Annotated in this window: 10 protein-coding genes; all 10 read left to right on the top strand. The window is 68.1% G+C overall.

Annotated elements, in window-relative coordinates; all coding sequences use genetic code 11:
* Positions 1 to 231 precede the first annotated feature (231 nt).
* The 10 genes from argC to ACNQS7_RS04720 all read left to right on the top strand — a co-directional run bounded on the left by argC (position 232) and on the right by ACNQS7_RS04720 (position 16230).
* Positions 232 to 1275, top strand: coding sequence for an N-acetyl-gamma-glutamyl-phosphate reductase (gene argC / locus ACNQS7_RS04765; RefSeq protein WP_418011651.1), 1044 nt, complete (start codon positions 232 to 234; stop codon positions 1273 to 1275).
* Complete coding sequence (gene argJ / locus ACNQS7_RS04760) at positions 1272 to 2510, top strand: bifunctional glutamate N-acetyltransferase/amino-acid acetyltransferase ArgJ (RefSeq protein WP_418011650.1); 1239 nt, start codon at positions 1272 to 1274, stop codon at positions 2508 to 2510. The genes argC and argJ overlap by 4 nt, the downstream gene beginning before the upstream one ends.
* A 2-nt stretch (positions 2511 to 2512) precedes the next feature.
* Positions 2513 to 3394, top strand: a complete 882-nt coding sequence (gene argB / locus ACNQS7_RS04755; RefSeq protein WP_418015880.1) for an acetylglutamate kinase — start codon at positions 2513 to 2515, stop codon at positions 3392 to 3394.
* Positions 3391 to 4584, top strand: coding sequence for an acetylornithine transaminase (locus ACNQS7_RS04750; RefSeq protein WP_418011649.1), 1194 nt, complete (start codon positions 3391 to 3393; stop codon positions 4582 to 4584). The genes argB and ACNQS7_RS04750 overlap by 4 nt, the downstream gene beginning before the upstream one ends.
* Positions 4577 to 5503: an ornithine carbamoyltransferase gene (gene argF / locus ACNQS7_RS04745; protein ID WP_418011648.1), complete on the top strand. Its 927-nt coding sequence runs from the start codon at positions 4577 to 4579 to the stop codon at positions 5501 to 5503. Before ACNQS7_RS04750 ends, argF begins: the two co-directional genes overlap by 8 nt.
* A complete protein-coding gene (locus tag ACNQS7_RS04740) occupies positions 5500 to 5997 on the top strand; it encodes an arginine repressor (RefSeq protein ID WP_418011647.1) in 498 nt (165 codons plus the stop codon). Before argF ends, ACNQS7_RS04740 begins: the two co-directional genes overlap by 4 nt.
* Before the next feature lie 50 nt (positions 5998 to 6047).
* A complete protein-coding gene (locus ACNQS7_RS04735; protein WP_418011646.1) occupies positions 6048 to 7244 on the top strand; it encodes an argininosuccinate synthase in 1197 nt (398 codons plus the stop codon).
* Between the two features lie 135 nt (positions 7245 to 7379).
* Positions 7380 to 8792, top strand: coding sequence for an argininosuccinate lyase (argH, locus tag ACNQS7_RS04730; protein ID WP_418011645.1), 1413 nt, complete (start codon positions 7380 to 7382; stop codon positions 8790 to 8792).
* Positions 8793 to 8914: 122 nt separating this feature from the next.
* A complete protein-coding gene (locus ACNQS7_RS04725) occupies positions 8915 to 9976 on the top strand; it encodes a type III polyketide synthase (protein WP_418011644.1) in 1062 nt (353 codons plus the stop codon).
* A 5-nt stretch (positions 9977 to 9981) separates the two neighbouring features.
* Complete coding sequence (locus tag ACNQS7_RS04720; RefSeq protein WP_418011643.1) at positions 9982 to 16230, top strand: SDR family NAD(P)-dependent oxidoreductase; 6249 nt, start codon at positions 9982 to 9984, stop codon at positions 16228 to 16230.
* Positions 16231 to 16247: the final 17 nt, after the last annotated feature.

Below are 16247 nucleotides of genomic sequence, written 5' to 3'. Positions count from 1 at the left end.
CTTATAGTCTGCGAATGACCTTGTGGTCCTACCTTTTGCCCGAAATCAGCTGTGCCAGAGAGCAACTGCTCCCTCGTGTATATCAGCGCAGCGGGGGAATGTGAAGGGGCACTTCGGCGTGTCGTGTTGACAGCGGGCGAGTCGGCTCTTGTTGCGGACGCCTGGCGTGGGTACGATCTCGCGCCGTCGAATGAATTTGCAAACGACTGCATAACAATGCAGAATCGCCGAATGGTCGACACAGTTCGGGTAGCGGTCGCCGGTGCCAGTGGTTACGCGGGCGGTGAGATTCTCCGCCTGCTCCTCGGGCATCCGGCCTACGTCGACGGCCGCCTGACAATAGGCGCGGTGACAGCGGCCAGCAGTGCTGGAAGTTCTCTGGGTGAGCATCACCCGCACCTGGTTCCGCTGGCCCAGCGCGTCGTGGAGCCGACTGAGTTGGCGGTGTTGAGCGGCCACGACGTGGTCTTTCTTGCTTTGCCCCATGGACATTCGGCGGCTCTCGCCGAACAACTCGGCCCGCAGACGTTGGTCGTCGATTGCGGAGCGGACTTCCGGCTCACCGACGCGACAGCGTGGGAGCGCTTCTACGGCTCCCCGCACGCCGGCAACTGGCCTTACGGGTTGCCCGAATTGCCCGGTGGCAGGGACAGATTGAGAGGTACGCGCCGCATCGCCGTGCCCGGCTGTTACCCGACGGCGGCGCTACTCGCCCTGATGCCTGCTGTAGCAGCAGGCCTCATCGAGCCGGCCGTCACCGTCGTCGCGGTCAGTGGCACCTCCGGGGCGGGTCGGGCGGCCAAGACCGATCTGCTCGGATCGGAGGTCATCGGCTCTGCGCGGGCTTACAACATCGGTGGCGCTCACCGTCATACCCCTGAAATCGTGCAAGGGCTGCGGTCGGTCACCGACCGTGACGTGACCGTTTCCTTCACGCCGGTGCTGATTCCGACCTCTCGCGGCATTCTCGCCACCTGCACCGCCCCCACTCGTGCGCCCATCTCGCAGCTCCGCACCGCGTACGAAAAGGCCTACGACGCTGAACCTTTCATTCACCTGATGCCGGAGGGTCAGTTGCCCCGAACCGGTTCGGTGATCGGCAGCAATGCTGCACACATCGCGGTCGCCGTCGACGAGGACGCAGCGACGTTCGTCGCGATCGCCGCAATCGACAACTTGGTCAAGGGAACAGGAGGCGCTGCGGTGCAGTCGATGAATCTGGCGCTCGGTTGGCCGGAGACCGAGGGACTTTCGGTGGTCGGAGTCGCCCCATGACCGAGCCCCTGACCGACCCGGGCGACGAAGTCGCCGGCCAGACACGGTTGCTTCGCGCGCAGGGGGTCACCGCCGCGGCCGGGTTCCGGGCCGCGGGCATCGCTGCCGGTATCAAAGCGTCCGGCACCCGCGATCTGGCCATGGTGTTCAATGAGGGCCCCGACTACTCGGCGGCAGGAGTGTTCACCCGCAACAAGGTGAAGGCCGCACCGGTGCTCTGGACGCAGCAGGTGCTGACCACGGGGCAGTTGCGCGCGGTGATCCTGAATTCCGGCGGGGCGAATGCCTGTACGGGTCCCGGTGGCTTCCAGGACACCCACGCGACCGCGGAAGCCGTTGCGGCCGCGTTGTCGGACTGGGGCACCGAAACGGGTGCCATCGAGGTCGCCGTCTGCTCCACCGGCCTGATCGGCGATCGGCTGCCCATGGACAAGGTGCTCGCCGGAGTCAGCGATATCGTGCACGAGATGCACGGGGGTCTCACCGGCGGTGACGACGCTGCTCACGCCATCATGACCACCGACACCGTGCCCAAACAGGTTGCGCTGCACCACCAGAACAAGTGGACTGTCGGTGGAATGGCCAAAGGCGCCGGCATGCTGGCGCCATCACTGGCCACCATGCTCTGTGTGATCACCACCGACGCCGTCGCCGATCCGGCCGCGCTCGATCAGGCGTTACGCAGGGCCGCTGCGCTCAGTTTCGACCGCCTCGACATCGACGGAAGTTGCTCCACCAATGACACCGTCCTGCTGTTGGCGTCGGGTGCCAGTGAAATCGCGCCCACCCAGGCCGATCTCGACGACGCGGTGCTACGGGTCTGCGACGACCTGTGTGCTCAACTGCAGGCCGACGCCGAAGGTGTCACCAAGCGACTCACCGTGACGGTGACCGGGGCGGAAACCGAGGAGGACGCGGTGACCGCCGCGCGGGTCATCGCCCGCGACAGCCTGGTCAAGACCGCGGTGTTCGGGTCCGACCCCAACTGGGGCAGGGTGGTCGCAGCCGTCGGGATGGCCCCGGTAGCCCTGGACCCCGAGCGGATCACGGTGTCTTTCAACGGGTCTGTCGTGTACCAGGAGGGCGCGGGTGCTCCCGGCGCCCGCGAAGTGGATCTGTCGGGAGCCGACATCCACATCGTGGTCGACCTCGCGATCGGTGCCGGTCATGCCGACATTCGCACCACCGATCTGTCCCACGCCTACGTCGAAGAGAATTCGGCGTACAGCTCATGACCATGAACATCGACGACCTGCCCACGCAGATCAAGGCGCAGGTGCTCGCCGAGGCGCTGCCCTGGCTCAAGCAGTTGAACGGCAAAATCGTCGTCATCAAATACGGCGGCAACGCGATGACCGATGAGTCGCTGCGCCGGGCGTTCGCCGCCGACATGGCGTTCCTGCGCAACTGCGGGGTACACCCCGTGGTCGTGCACGGCGGCGGCCCACAGATCACCGCCATGCTGCGCCGCCTCGGCATCGAGGGCGATTTCAAGGGTGGATTCCGGGTCACCACACCGGAAGTACTCGACGTGGCGCGGATGGTGTTGTTCGGTCAGGTCGGTCGCGAACTGGTCAACCTCATCAATGTGCACGGCCCGTACGCGGTGGGGATCACCGGCGAGGACGCGCAACTGTTCACCGCCGTGCGGCGCAGTGTCACCGTCGACGGCGTGGACACCGACATCGGCCTGGTCGGAGACGTGGACCTGGTCAACACCGCAGCGGTAATGGATCTCATTGCGGCCAAACGTATTCCAGTGGTTTCAACGCTGGCCCCGGATGCCGAGGGAGTGGTGCACAACATCAACGCGGACACCGCGGCGGCGGCACTGGCCGAGGCGCTGGGCGCCGAAAAGCTGTTGATGCTCACCGATGTCGAGGGTCTGTACACGAGCTGGCCCGACCGCACGTCACTGGTCAGCCAAATCGATACGGCCACACTGGCGCAATTGCTCCCGAGCCTGGAGGCGGGCATGATTCCCAAAGTCGAGGCATGCCTGCGGGCGGTCACCGCCGGCGTGCCCAGCGCGCACGTCATCGACGGTCGAGTCGAACACTGCGTACTGGTCGAGCTTTTCACTGATGCCGGCACCGGCACCAAGGTGGTCTCCGCATGACCGCGACGCAGACGGTGCAGCAACGCTGGCAGGCCGTGATGATGAACAACTACGGCACTCCGGCCATGGCGCTGGCCAGCGGCGACGGAGCCGTCGTCACCGACGTGGACGGCAGGGCCTATGTCGACCTGCTCGGCGGTATCGCGGTCAACGTGCTCGGCCACCGGCATCCCGCCATCATCGAGGCGGTCACCCGGCAGCTGTCCACACTCGGCCACACCTCCAACTTGTATGCCACCGAACCGGGGATCGCGCTGGCCGAGCGGCTGGTGGCCCACCTCGGGGCGGAAGCTCAAGCCCGGGTGTTCTTCTGCAACTCCGGAACCGAGGCCAACGAGGTCGCGTTCAAGCTGACCCGGCTGACCGGTCGCACGAAAATAGTTGCGGCACAAGACGCTTTTCACGGCCGGACGATGGGCTCGCTGGCCCTGACCGGCCAGCCCAGTAAACAGGCGCCGTTCGAGCCGCTACCGGGTTACGTCACCCACGTCCCCTACGGCGATGCCGACGCACTGAGCGCCGCGGTCGACGACCACACCGCCGCGGTATTCCTCGAGCCGATCATGGGGGAGAGCGGTGTCGTCGTGCCGCCCGAGGGTTACCTGGCGGCCGCTCGCGAGATCACCGCCCGTCACCAGGCGCTGCTGGTGCTCGACGAAGTGCAGACCGGGGTGGGGCGCACCGGCGCGTTCTATGCACACCTGCACGACGGCATCACCCCGGATGTGATCACTCTGGCCAAGGGTCTGGGCGGTGGGCTGCCGATCGGGGCATGCATCGCGATCGGGCGCGCCGCCGACCTACTGACTCCTGGCCTGCACGGCAGCACCTTCGGCGGCAACCCCGTGTGCACCGCCGCGGCCCTGGCCGTCCTGCAGGTGCTGGAAGACGAGGACCTGGTGCGCAGCGCCGACACCAAAGGCAAAGCGCTGCGCCACGGTATCGAATCGCTGGGTCATCCACTGATCGACCACGTACGGGGCAGAGGCCTGCTGCAGGGCATCGTGCTGACCGCCCCACACGCCAAGGACGCGGAAGCGGCGGCCCGCGACGCCGGCTACCTGGTCAATGCGGCCGCCCCCACCGTCATTCGGCTGGCGCCACCCCTGATCATCACGGAATCTCAATTGGACGGGTTCGTCGCCGCCCTTCCAGGCATCCTCGACACAGCCGGAGCCGCACATGGTTAGGCACTTCCTGCGCGACGACGACCTCACGCCGCGCGAACAGGCCGAGGTCCTCGAACTGGCCGCCACATTGAAGAAAGACCCGTACAGCCGTCGTCCCCTGGAGGGGCCGCGCGGTGTCGCGGTCATCTTCGACAAGAACTCCACCCGCACCAGGTTCTCCTTCGAGATGGGTATCGCCCAGCTCGGCGGGCATGCCGTGGTGGTCGACGGGCGCAACACCCAACTGGGGCGCGATGAGACTCTGGAAGACACCGCACGGGTGTTGTCCCGCTTCGTCGACGCCATCGTGTGGCGCACCTTCGGGCAGGAACGGCTGCAGGCCATGGCCTCCACCGCGTCGGTGCCCGTCGTCAACGCGCTCTCCGACGAGTTCCATCCCTGCCAGGTCCTGGCCGACCTGCAGACCATCGCGGAACGCAAAGGCTCACTGCACGGCCTGAAGATGACCTACCTCGGTGACGGCGCCAACAACATGGCCCACTCCCTGATGCTGGGCGGAGTGACCGCCGGCATGCACGTCACCGTCGCTGCACCCGAAGGTTTCACACCCGACCCGGACGTGGTGGCGGCGGCCCGCGCCCGCGGTGAGGAGACCGGGGGCGCGGTGACGGTGACCGCTGACGCCGACGCGGGCGCGGCCGGCGCCGACGTCCTGGTCACCGACACCTGGGTGTCGATGGGCCAGGAGGACGACGGCCTGGACCGTGTCAAGCCGTTCCGGCCGTTCCAGGTCAACCAGCGCCTGCTCACCCTGGCCAACCCCGATGCCCTTGTGCTGCATTGCCTTCCGGCGCATCGCGGTGACGAGATCACCGACGAGGTGATCGACGGCCCGGCCAGTGCGGTGTGGGACGAGGCCGAGAACCGCCTGCACGCCCAGAAGGCGCTGCTGGTGTGGCTGCTGGAGCGCTCGCGATGACGGCCAAAGCGGCGCCCGAGGTCAGCGCCAACCGCGCCGGCCGGCAGGCCCGCATCGTCGCGATCCTGTCCACAGCCGAGGTGCGCAGCCAGAGCGAACTGGCCGCCCGGCTGGCCGCCGAAGGCATCGACGTCACCCAGGCCACCCTGTCACGCGACCTGGAGGAACTCGGCGCGATCAAACTGCGCGGCGCCGACGGCGGCGTCGGCGTCTACGTCGTGCCCGAAGACGGCAGTCCCGTCCGCGGCGTCGCCGGCGGCACCGGACGGCTCTCCCGGCTGCTCGGTGAGCTGCTGGTTTCCACCGATGCCAGCGCGAACCTGGCGGTGCTGCGCACCCCGCCCGGCGGGGCCCATTATCTGGCCAGCGCGATCGACCGCGCGGCGTTACCGTACGTCGTCGGCACGATCGCCGGTGACGACACGGTGTTCGTGGTGGCCCGCGAACCGATGACCGGCGCCGAATTGGCTTCTGCGCTGGAAGAACTTAAGTAGATCTCAAATACACTGCTGCAGACTTTGCACAAGCAAAAGGAGAACTGTTCATGTCAGAGCGCGTCATCCTGGCGTATTCCGGCGGCCTGGACACCTCGGTGGCCATCAGCTGGATAGGCAAGGAGACCGGCCGCGAGGTCGTTGCGGTGGCGATCGACCTCGGCCAGGGCGGCGAGGACATGGAGGTGGTGCGCCAGCGGGCAATGGACTGCGGCGCCGTGGAAGCGGTCGTCGTCGACGCCCGCGACGAGTTCGCCGAGGGCTACTGCCTGCCGACCATCCTCAACAACGCGCTGTACATGGACCGCTACCCGCTGGTGTCGGCCATCAGCCGGCCACTGATCGCCAAGCATCTGGTGGCCGCCGCACGCGAACACGGCGGCAGCATCGTCGCGCACGGCTGCACCGGCAAAGGCAACGACCAGGTCCGTTTCGAAGTCGGCTTCGCCTCGCTCGCACCTGATCTCGAGGTGCTGGCACCGGTCCGTGACTACGCGTGGACGCGGGAGAAAGCGATCGCCTTCGCCGAAGAGAACGCCATCCCGATCAACGTCACCAAGCGCTCGCCGTTCTCCATCGACCAGAACCTCTGGGGCCGTGCCGTCGAGACCGGCTTCCTCGAGCACCTGTGGAACGCCCCCACCAAGGACGTCTACTCCTACACCGAAGACCCGACCGTCAACTGGAACACCCCCGACGAGGTGATCATCGGCTTCGAGCAGGGCACACCGGTCACCATCGACGGCAGACGGGTGACCGTGTTGCAGGCCATCGAGGAGCTCAACCGCCGGGCCGGGGCCCAGGGCGTCGGGCGCCTCGACGTCGTCGAGGACCGGCTGGTGGGCATCAAGAGCCGCGAAATCTACGAGGCCCCGGGCGCGATGGTGCTGATCACCGCGCACGCCGAGCTCGAACACGTGACGCTGGAACGCGAGCTCGGCCGGTTCAAGCGGCACACCGATCAGCGCTGGGCCGAGCTGGTGTACGACGGCCTGTGGTACTCGCCGCTGAAGGTGGCTCTGGAGAGCTTCGTGGCCACCACCCAGGAGCACGTCACCGGCGAGATCAGGCTGGTGCTGCACGGCGGCCACATCGCGGTCAACGGCCGCCGCAGCGCCGAGTCGCTCTACGACTTCAACCTGGCCACCTACGACGAGGGCGACACCTTCGACCAGTCGATGGCCAAGGGCTTCGTCTACGTGCACGGGTTGTCGTCGAAGCTGTCCGCCCGCCGGGACATGCGGTGACTTTCCTCCCGCGAGCAGACACAAACTCGCACGATTTAGCCGCTCAGAGTGCGAGTTTGTGTCTGCTCGCGAGGCAGAGGTGCACCCTGCTCGCGAGGCAGAGGTGCCCCCTGCTCGCGAGGCAGAGGTGACCCCGTGAGCACCAACGAGGGGTCGCTGTGGGGCGGCCGGTTCGCCGGGGGGCCGTCCGAAGCACTCGCCGCGCTGAGCAAGTCCACCCACTTCGACTGGGTGCTGGCGCCCTATGACATCACCGCATCCCGGGCGCACGCGATGGTGCTCTACCACGCGGGCCTGCTGACCGACGACCAGCGCGACGGCCTGCTGGCCGGCCTGGACAGCCTCGCCGAGGACGTGGCCGACGGCAGCTTCGGACCTGTCGTCACCGACGAGGATGTGCACGCGGCCCTGGAACGCGGCCTGATCGACCGGGTCGGGACGGACCTGGGGGGCCGGCTGCGCGCCGGGCGCTCCCGCAACGACCAGGTGGCCACCCTGTTCCGGATGTGGCTGCGCGACGCGGTGCGCCGGGTCGCCGACGGGGTACTCGAGGTCGTCGCGGCACTCGCCGAACAGGCCGGCACCCATCCGACCGCGATCATGCCGGGCAAAACCCACATGCAATCCGCCCAGCCGATCCTGCTGGCACACCATCTGCTGGCTCATGCGCACCCGCTGCTGCGAGACGTGGACCGCATCGTCGACTTCGACAAGCGTGCCGCCATCTCCCCGTACGGATCCGGCGCCCTGGCCGGCTCATCCCTGGGGCTGGATCCCGACGCGATCGCCGCGGAACTGGGTTTCACCGCCGCCGCGGAGAATTCCGTGGACGCCACCGCGGCCCGTGATTTCGCCGCCGAAGCGGCGTTCGTGTTCGCCATGATCGCGGTCGACCTGTCGCGGCTGGCCGAGGACATCATCCTCTGGAGTTCGACCGAGTTCGGCTACGTGACTCTGCACGACTCCTGGTCCACCGGCAGCTCGATCATGCCCCAGAAGAAGAACCCCGACATCGCCGAACTGGCCCGCGGCAAGTCCGGGCGGCTGATCGGCAACCTGACCGGGCTGCTGGCGACGCTGAAGGCCCAGCCCCTTGCCTATAACCGTGACCTGCAGGAAGACAAGGAGCCGGTGTTCGACTCGGTGGCCCAGCTGGAGCTGGTGCTGCCGGCGATGGCCGGGCTCGTCGGCAGCCTGACGTTCCATGTGGACCGGATGGCGGCGCTGGCGCCGGCCGGCTACACCCTGGCCACCGACATCGCCGAATGGCTGGTACGCCAGGGCGTGGCATTCCGGTCGGCGCATGAGGCCGCCGGCGCCGCGGTGAAGGCCGCCGAGCAACGCGGTGTCGGGCTGCAGGAATTGACCGATGACGAGCTGGCCGCCATCAGCCCCGAGCTCACCCCCAGCGTCCGCGACGTGCTCACCATCGAAGGATCGGTGTCCTCGCGTGACGCGCGAGGGGGTACCGCACCGGTCCGGGTCGCCGATCAACTGCTCGCCGTCACCGAGGTTGCGGGCCGCCTGCGGCAGCAGCTGCGTGGCTGAGCGGCGCGCCGCTCTTTTTGCCGGGCAGCTTGGCCGCGACTAAACTTCCTGCTCTACGCGCTTCCGTTGAACTTTCGACTGAACGATGCGGCCTCGATGTTCGTGCAAAAGGGGTGGGACCAATGAGTGTCATCGCAGGTGTCTTCGGTGCCCTGCCGCCCTACCGCTATTCGCAGCAGGAACTCACCGACATGTTCGTCAGCATTCCCGAGTTCGAGGAATACGAGGACATCGTCCGGCAGCTGCATGCAAACGGGAAGGTCAACAGTCGCCACCTGGTCATGCCCCTGGAGCAGTACCCGCGGTTGAACGACTTCGGTGCGGCGAACGACATCTTCATCGACAAGGCGGTGGACCTGGGCGTCGAGGCGCTGATGGGTGCGCTCGACGAGGCCGGACTGCGTCCCGAAGACCTCGACGTGCTCATCACCACTACGGTCACCGGTCTGGCGGTGCCGTCGCTGGACGCCCGGATTGCCGGGCGGGTGGGGCTGCGCCCCGACGTGCGACGGGTGCCCCTGTTCGGACTGGGTTGCGTGGCGGGGGCGGCCGGGGTGGCCCGGCTACACGACTATCTGCGGGGTGCCCCGGACGGCATCGCGGCCCTGGTTTCGGTCGAGCTGTGTTCCCTCACCTTCCCCGGCTACAAGCCGTCGGTGGCCGGCCTGGTGGGCAGCGCACTGTTCGCCGACGGTGCCGGCGCGGTTGTCGCGGTGGGAGAGCGGCGCGCCGCCGAGGTGGGCGCCGGCGGGCCGAGCGTCATCGATTCGCGCGGCCACCTCTATCCAGATTCGTTGCGCACCATGGGATTCGATGTCGGAGCCGGTGGCTTCGAGCTCGTCCTGTCCAAGGATGTGGCGGCCGTGGTCGAACAGTATCTGCGCACCGACGTCACCGGTTTCCTGGCCGAGCACGGCCTGACCACCGCGGACATCGGCGCATGGGTGACTCATCCCGGCGGGCCCAAGATCATCGAGGCGATCACCGAGACCCTCAACCTGCCGGCGGAGGCTTTGGAACTCACCTGGCGCTCCCTGGGCGAGATCGGCAACCTGTCGTCGGCGTCGGTGCTGCACGTGCTGCGTGACACCCTCGCCAAGCCACCGCCCAGTGGCAGCCCCGGACTGATGATCGCGATGGGGCCCGGCTTCTGTTCCGAGCTGGTCCTGTTGCGCTGGCACTGAATGCCGTGAGCACTCAAGACGAGCTCATTGCCGCCCTTCGCAGATCCCTCAAGGAAAACGAGCGGCTCAAGCGCGAGAACCGCGATTACCTGACCCGGGCCACGGAGCCGATTGCATTGGTGGGCATGGCCTGCCGTTATCCGGGCGGGGTGGACACCCCGGAGGCTCTCTGGGAGATGGTGGCCGCCGGGCGCGACGTGGTCACCGAATTCCCCGGTGACCGGGGCTGGGACCTGGCCGGGTTGTTCGACCCCGACCCGGACGCCGTCGGCAAGTCCTACACCCGCTCGGGCGGTTTCCTGACCGATGTCGCGGGCTTCGACGCGCAGTTCTTCGGGATCGCGCCCAGCGAGGTGCTGGCGATGGATCCCCAGCAGCGGTTGCTGCTCGAGGTTTCGTGGGAGGCGTTGGAGCGCAGTGGGATTGATCCGCTGACCCTGCGCGGTTCGTCGACGGGCGTGTTCGCCGGAATATTTCACGGCTCCTACGGCGGTCAGGGCCGCGTGCCCGGTGAGTTGGAGCGGTACGGGTTGCGTGGCTCAACGCTCAGTGTGGCGTCGGGCCGCGTGGCCTACGTGCTCGGCCTGGAAGGTCCTGCGGTTTCGGTGGATACGGCGTGTTCGTCGTCGCTGGTGGCGCTGCATCTGGCGGTGCAGTCGCTGCGGTCGGGGGAGTGCGACCTGGCGCTGGTGGGCGGCGTGACGGTGATGGCCACCCCGGCCATGTTCATCGAATTCAGCCGGCAGCGCGCGCTTTCCGCCGACGGTCGGTGCAAGGCGTATGCCGGCGCCGCCGACGGGACCGCGTTCTCCGAGGGCGCCGGCGCTCTCGTCGTCGAGCGGTTGGCCGATGCTCGCCGGTTGGGTCATCCGGTGCTGGCCGTGGTGCGTGGCTCGGCGGTCAATCAGGATGGCGCCTCCAACGGCCTTGCCACGCCGAACGGTCCGTCCCAGCAGCGGGTGATTCGCGCCGCACTGGCCGGCGCCCGCCTCAGCACGGCGGACGTGGACGTCGTCGAGGGCCACGGAACGGGTACCACGCTCGGGGATCCCATTGAGGCGCAGGCTATTTTGGCGACCTACGGCCAGGATCGCGAGGAGCCGCTGTGGCTGGGGTCGATCAAGTCGAACATGGGTCACACGTCGGCGGCGGCCGGCGTCGCGGGTGTCATGAAGATGACACTGGCGATGCAGCATGCGGTACTGCCGCAGACGCTGCATGTCGATGTGCCGACGCCGCATGTGGATTGGTCGGCCGGCGCGGTGTCGTTGTTGACTGAACAGCGGCCCTGGCCGGAGCGCGGACGGCCGCGCCGGGCCGCGGTGTCGTCGTTCGGGATCAGTGGGACCAACGCGCATGTGATCCTGGAACAGCCGGTCCTCATCGACACGCCCGGGGATACACCCGAGCCGAAGAGCCGCGTGGTGCCGTGGGTGCTGTCGGCACGCTCTCCCGAGGCACTGGCCAACCAGGCCCGCCGACTGTCGGCGCACGTAACAACCAGCGGGGTGCGGCCGGTGGACGTCGGCTGGTCTCTGATCAGCACGCGCTCCCTGTTCGACCACCGCGCGGTGGTGCTCGGCACCGACCCCGCCGAGTTCATCGACGGACTCACCGGTCTGGCGGCCGGGGACGCAGGTCCCGGCGTCACCGTCGGGCGAGCCCGGCCGGTGGGCAAAACGGTGTTCGTCTTCCCGGGCCAGGGTTCGCAGTGGGCTGGCATGGGGCTCGAATTGCTGGACAGCTCAGCGGTATTCGCTGACCAGCTGCAGCGCTGCGAGAAGGCCCTGCGGGAGCACGTGGACTGGTCGCTCATCGACGTGATCCGCTCCGCGCCGGGCGCACCCCCGCTGGACCGGGTCGACGTGGTGCAACCGGCGCTGTGGGCGCTCATGGTGTCGCTCGCCGAATTGTGGCGGTCCCTCGGTGTCGCCCCGGACGCGGTGATCGGCCACTCGCAGGGCGAGATCGCGGCCGCCTACGTGGCCGGCGCGCTCTCCCTGGAGGATGCCGCCACGGTGGTGGCGCTGCGCAGCCGGTTGCTGAGACAGTTGTCCGGCGCCGGTGGCATGGCTTCGCTGGCTCTCGGTCTCGACGACGTCGAGCAATTGCTGGTGCCCTGGGCGGGCCGGTTGAATATCGCTGCGGTCAACGGGGTTTCGTCGATCGTCGTGTCAGGCGAGGTGAACGCCGTCGCCGAACTGGTGAGCCGATGTGATGTGCAGGGCATCCGAGCACGGCGTATCGACGTCGACTACGCGTCGCACTCCTTCCACGTCGACGCCATCCGCGACGACCTCGCCGCCGCACTCAAAGACATCGCACCCCGCTCGTCGCCGGTGGCGTTCTACTCGACCGTGACCGGCGCGCTGCTGGACACCGCCGCGTTGGACGCCGACTACTGGTACCAGAGTCTGCGGCAGACAGTCCAATTCGAAGCTGCCGTGCGTGCTGCTGCGGCCGCCGGCTGCCAGGTCTTCATCGAATCGAGTCCACACCCGGTATTGATCGCCGGCATCGAGGAGACACTGGGTCCGGAGCAGTCCGTGATCGTCCCGTCGTTGGGCCGCAACGACGGAGCGCTACAACGATTCTGGCGGTCGGCGGCGCAGGCTCAGGTAGCGGGCGTGGGGGTGGACTGGACGCCGGTGTTCGAGGGTGCGCGCCGGGTCGCGTTGCCCACGTATGGTTTCGTGCGGCGCCGCTTCTGGCTGACCGAGTCGGGCGATCACGATGTGCGCCGCGCCGGGCTGGTGGGCGCCGCGCACGACCTGCTGGGTGCTGTCGTCGAACGGCCCGACTCCGGCGGGCTGGTGTTGACGGGGCAGTTGTCCGTGTCGGCCCAGCCGTGGTTGGCCGATCACGCGGTGACCGGCACCGTGCTATTCCCCGGCGCGGGCCTGGTGGAGCTGGCCCTGCGCGCCGGTGAGGAGGCCGGCTGCCCGCTGCTGCAGGAGTTGACCTTGTCGACACCGTTGAGGCTGCCCGCCCAGAGTGGTGTGCGCGTGCAAGCGGTGGTGGGGGCCGCCGACGATGCGGGCAACCGGGAGATCTCGGTGTACTCCCTCGGATCGGGACCAAAGTGGACGCAGCACGCCACCGGCACCCTGGGGACGAATCCGCCCGCCCCGCAGGCGGATTTGTCCGGGTGGCCGCCCGTCGGCGCGGTGGCCGTCGATCTCGCGGATGCCTACCCACGATTGGCCCGCCGCGGCTACCAGTACGGCCCGGCTTTCCACGGCCTGCAGGCGATGTGGCAGTCGCCCGACCACATCTTCGCCGAAATCACGCTGCCCGGCGGACTCACCACCACCGGGTTCGGCATCCATCCGGCGTTGCTGGACGCGGCCCTGCATGCGCTGGGGGTGGCCGGCGAGCAGGACGCGACGGTGCTGCCGTTCTCCTGGCAGGGGGTGTCTTTGCACGCCTCCGGTGCCACTCGGCTGCGTGTCCGCATCACCCCCGTCGGCACCGACTCCGTGGCCCTGGACCTGGCCGATCCGTGGGGCCTACCGGTGCTGACGGTGCGCGAACTAACCTTCCGTCCGCTGGTCGCCGGGTCGCTTGCGGCGGCTGGAGGCGGCGATGCCGGTTTGTTCCAGATCCAGTGGACGCCCGTCGCTCCCGCGGCCTCGGATGGGGCGCCGATGACGGTGTGGCAGCCGCGGTCCGAGGAAGGCCCACCCGAGTCGGTGTATTCGGCCACCCACGCGGCGCTGAGCCGGCTGCAGTCCTGGCTGGCCGGTGACGACCGTGGCGTTCTGGTTGTGCAAACCCACGGCGCCGTCGGGTTGGCCGGGGAAGACGTTTCGGACCTGGCGGGTGCGGCGGTGTGGGGTCTGGTGCGTTCGGCTCAGGCAGAGCACCCCGGACGGGTGATCCTGCTCGACTCCGACGGCTCGCTGGACGCAGGCGAACTGATCGGGTGCGATGAGCCGCAACTGGTGGTGCGTCAGGGGGTCGCTTACCAGGCACGCCTGAAGCCGGCCGAATCATCGGCGCTGGAACTACCCGCACCGCAGCAGCAGTGGCGACTGGTCACCGGTGGCGGCGGCACGCTGGACGACGTCGGGGTGGGCCCGCTCGACAGGGCGGAGTTGGCCCCCGGGCAGGTGCGGGTCGCGGTGGCGGCGGTGGGGGTGAACTTCCGGGACGTGCTGGTGGCGTTGGGCATGTATCCCGGCGGCGGCGAGTTGGGGGTCGAAGGCGCCGGCGTGGTCACCGAGGTCGGGCCCGGTGTGCGGGATGTCGCCGTCGGTGACGCGGTGCTCGGTTTACTGGGTGTGGTGGGCCCGGAAGCGGTGGTCGATCGGCGATTGGTGGCGGCGGTACCGGCGGGCTGGTCAATGCCGCAGGCCGCCGGAGTGCCGGTGGTGTTCCTGACCGCGTGGTACGGATTGTCGGTGCTGGGGGCGGCCAAGGCCGGTGAGCGGGTGCTGGTCCACGCGGGCACCGGCGGGGTGGGGATGGCCGCGGTGCAACTCGCCCGGTACTGGGGTCTGGAGGTCTTCGCCACCGCGAGCCGTGGTAAGTGGGACACGTTGCGCGCCATGGGTTTCGACGATGAACACATCGGTGATTCGCGGACGCTGGATTTCGAGGACAGGTTCCGGGTGGCCACCGGTGGTGCCGGTGTCGACCTGGTGCTCAACTCGCTCGCCGGGGAGTTCGTCGACGCCTCGCTTCGACTGCTGGCGCCGGGCGGACGTTTCATCGAGATGGGAAAGACCGATCTTCGTGACCCCCAGGATATCGCGCAACGCGGAATCGCTTATCGCGCATTCGATCTGATTGAGGCGGGGCCAGACCTCACCGCTGAGATGCTGGCCGGGGTGATGGCACTGTTCGACGCCGGGCTGTTGAACACACTGCCGTTCAAAACCTTTGACGTCCAGCGGGTTCGTCAGGCGTACCGGTACGTCAGTCAGGCTCGGCACACCGGCAAGGTGGTGCTGACCCTCGACCCGCTCGCCACCGGCACCGCGCTGATCACCGGTGGCACCGGAATGGCGGGCGCGGCGCTGGCCCGCCACCTCGTTTCCCGCCACCGGGTACCCAGCATCGTGCTGGTGAGCCGCTCCGGTGCGCAAGCTCCGGACACCTCGGAGTTGGTGGCGGAGTTGCGCGCGGCCGGCGCGCAGGTGTCGGTGGCGTCCGCAGATGTGGCCGACCGGGACGCCGTCGCCGGGTTGCTGTCGCAGATACCGCAGCGGTTCCCGCTGCGTGCGGTGATCCACGCCGCCGGCGTTCTCGATGACGGGTTGATCGCGACGCTGACTCCCGAGCGGCTGGATGCGGTATTGCGGGCCAAGGTCGACGGAGCGTGGCATCTGCACGAACTCACCCGGGACCTGGATCTAACTGCGTTCGTGATGTTCTCGTCGATGGCCGGCATCCTGGGTACTGCCGGCCAGGGAAACTATGCGGCGGCCAACAGTTTCCTCGACGCGCTGGCCGAGCACCGTCGGGGACTGGGATTGCCCGCCACATCCGTGGCGTGGGGGTTGTGGGAACAGGCCAGCGCGATGACACGACACCTGGGGGACCGCGACAAGGCCAGGATGAGCCGGGTCGGCCTGGCGACGCTCTCCACGGGGCAGGCGCTGAATTTGTTCGACGGCGCCCTGCTGGCCGATAGCGCCGTCGTCGTCGCCACCCGGGTGGACACCGCCGCACTCAGTGACGACGCGCCCGCTCTGCTCGGTGAGCTGGTCCGCCGCCCCATTCGCAGGGCGGTTGCGGCGGCGGAGGTTTCGACGACCGGCCTGGCCGCGCGGCTCTCCGGGCTCACCTCCGAACAGCGTCACCGCGAGCTCGTCGAGGTGGTGTGCAGCAATGCGGCGACGGTGCTGGGCCGCTCCGGAACCGCCGACATCGGCGCCCAGCGCGCCTTCCAGGAACTGGGTTTCGACTCGCTGACGGCCGTCGAACTGCGCAATCGTCTCAAAACCGCCACCGGCCTTACACTTTCGCCCACCCTGATCTTCGATTACCCCAGTCCCAGCGCGCTGGCCGCGCATCTCGACGACCGATTGTCCGGTCCCACGGGAGACGCCGACCCGTCGGCGCGCTTCGAAGATCTCGCCCGTGAGCTGGACAGCCTTGTCCGTCAAACTGATTGGAGCGCCGAGGAACGAGCGAAGCTGGCCCACCGGCTGCACGATGTCCTGGCCGACCTGGCCCTCGACGACGATCTCGCGGCCGCCAGTGAGAGCGAACTCTTTGCCATCCTCGACGAAGAACTCGAATCCTGAGAAACCAAGGAACATCA

Origin of the sequence: Mycobacterium sp. 23 (assembly GCF_048287075.1) — a bacterium.
In the GTDB taxonomy this organism is placed as follows: Bacteria; Actinomycetota; Actinomycetes; order Mycobacteriales; family Mycobacteriaceae; genus Mycobacterium; species Mycobacterium gordonae_B.
Note: the sequence above shows the minus strand (reverse complement) of the source record. Positions and strands in the feature narration are given on the sequence as shown.

Bases quoted from the DNA above. Each gene is read 5' to 3' on its own strand.
- ACNQS7_RS04740 (WP_418011647.1), top strand. From the start codon at position 5,500: ATGACGGCCAAAGCGGCGCCCGAGGTCAGCGCCAACCGCGCCGGCCGG.
- argC (WP_418011651.1), top strand. From the start codon at position 232: ATGGTCGACACAGTTCGGGTAGCGGTCGCCGGTGCCAGTGGTTACGCG.
- argF (WP_418011648.1), top strand. From the start codon at position 4,577: ATGGTTAGGCACTTCCTGCGCGACGACGACCTCACGCCGCGCGAACAG.
- argJ (WP_418011650.1), top strand. From the start codon at position 1,272: ATGACCGAGCCCCTGACCGACCCGGGCGACGAAGTCGCCGGCCAGACA.
- argB (WP_418015880.1), top strand. From the start codon at position 2,513: ATGAACATCGACGACCTGCCCACGCAGATCAAGGCGCAGGTGCTCGCC.
- ACNQS7_RS04750 (WP_418011649.1), top strand. From the start codon at position 3,391: ATGACCGCGACGCAGACGGTGCAGCAACGCTGGCAGGCCGTGATGATG.
- ACNQS7_RS04735 (WP_418011646.1), top strand. From the start codon at position 6,048: ATGTCAGAGCGCGTCATCCTGGCGTATTCCGGCGGCCTGGACACCTCG.
- ACNQS7_RS04725 (WP_418011644.1), top strand. From the start codon at position 8,915: ATGAGTGTCATCGCAGGTGTCTTCGGTGCCCTGCCGCCCTACCGCTAT.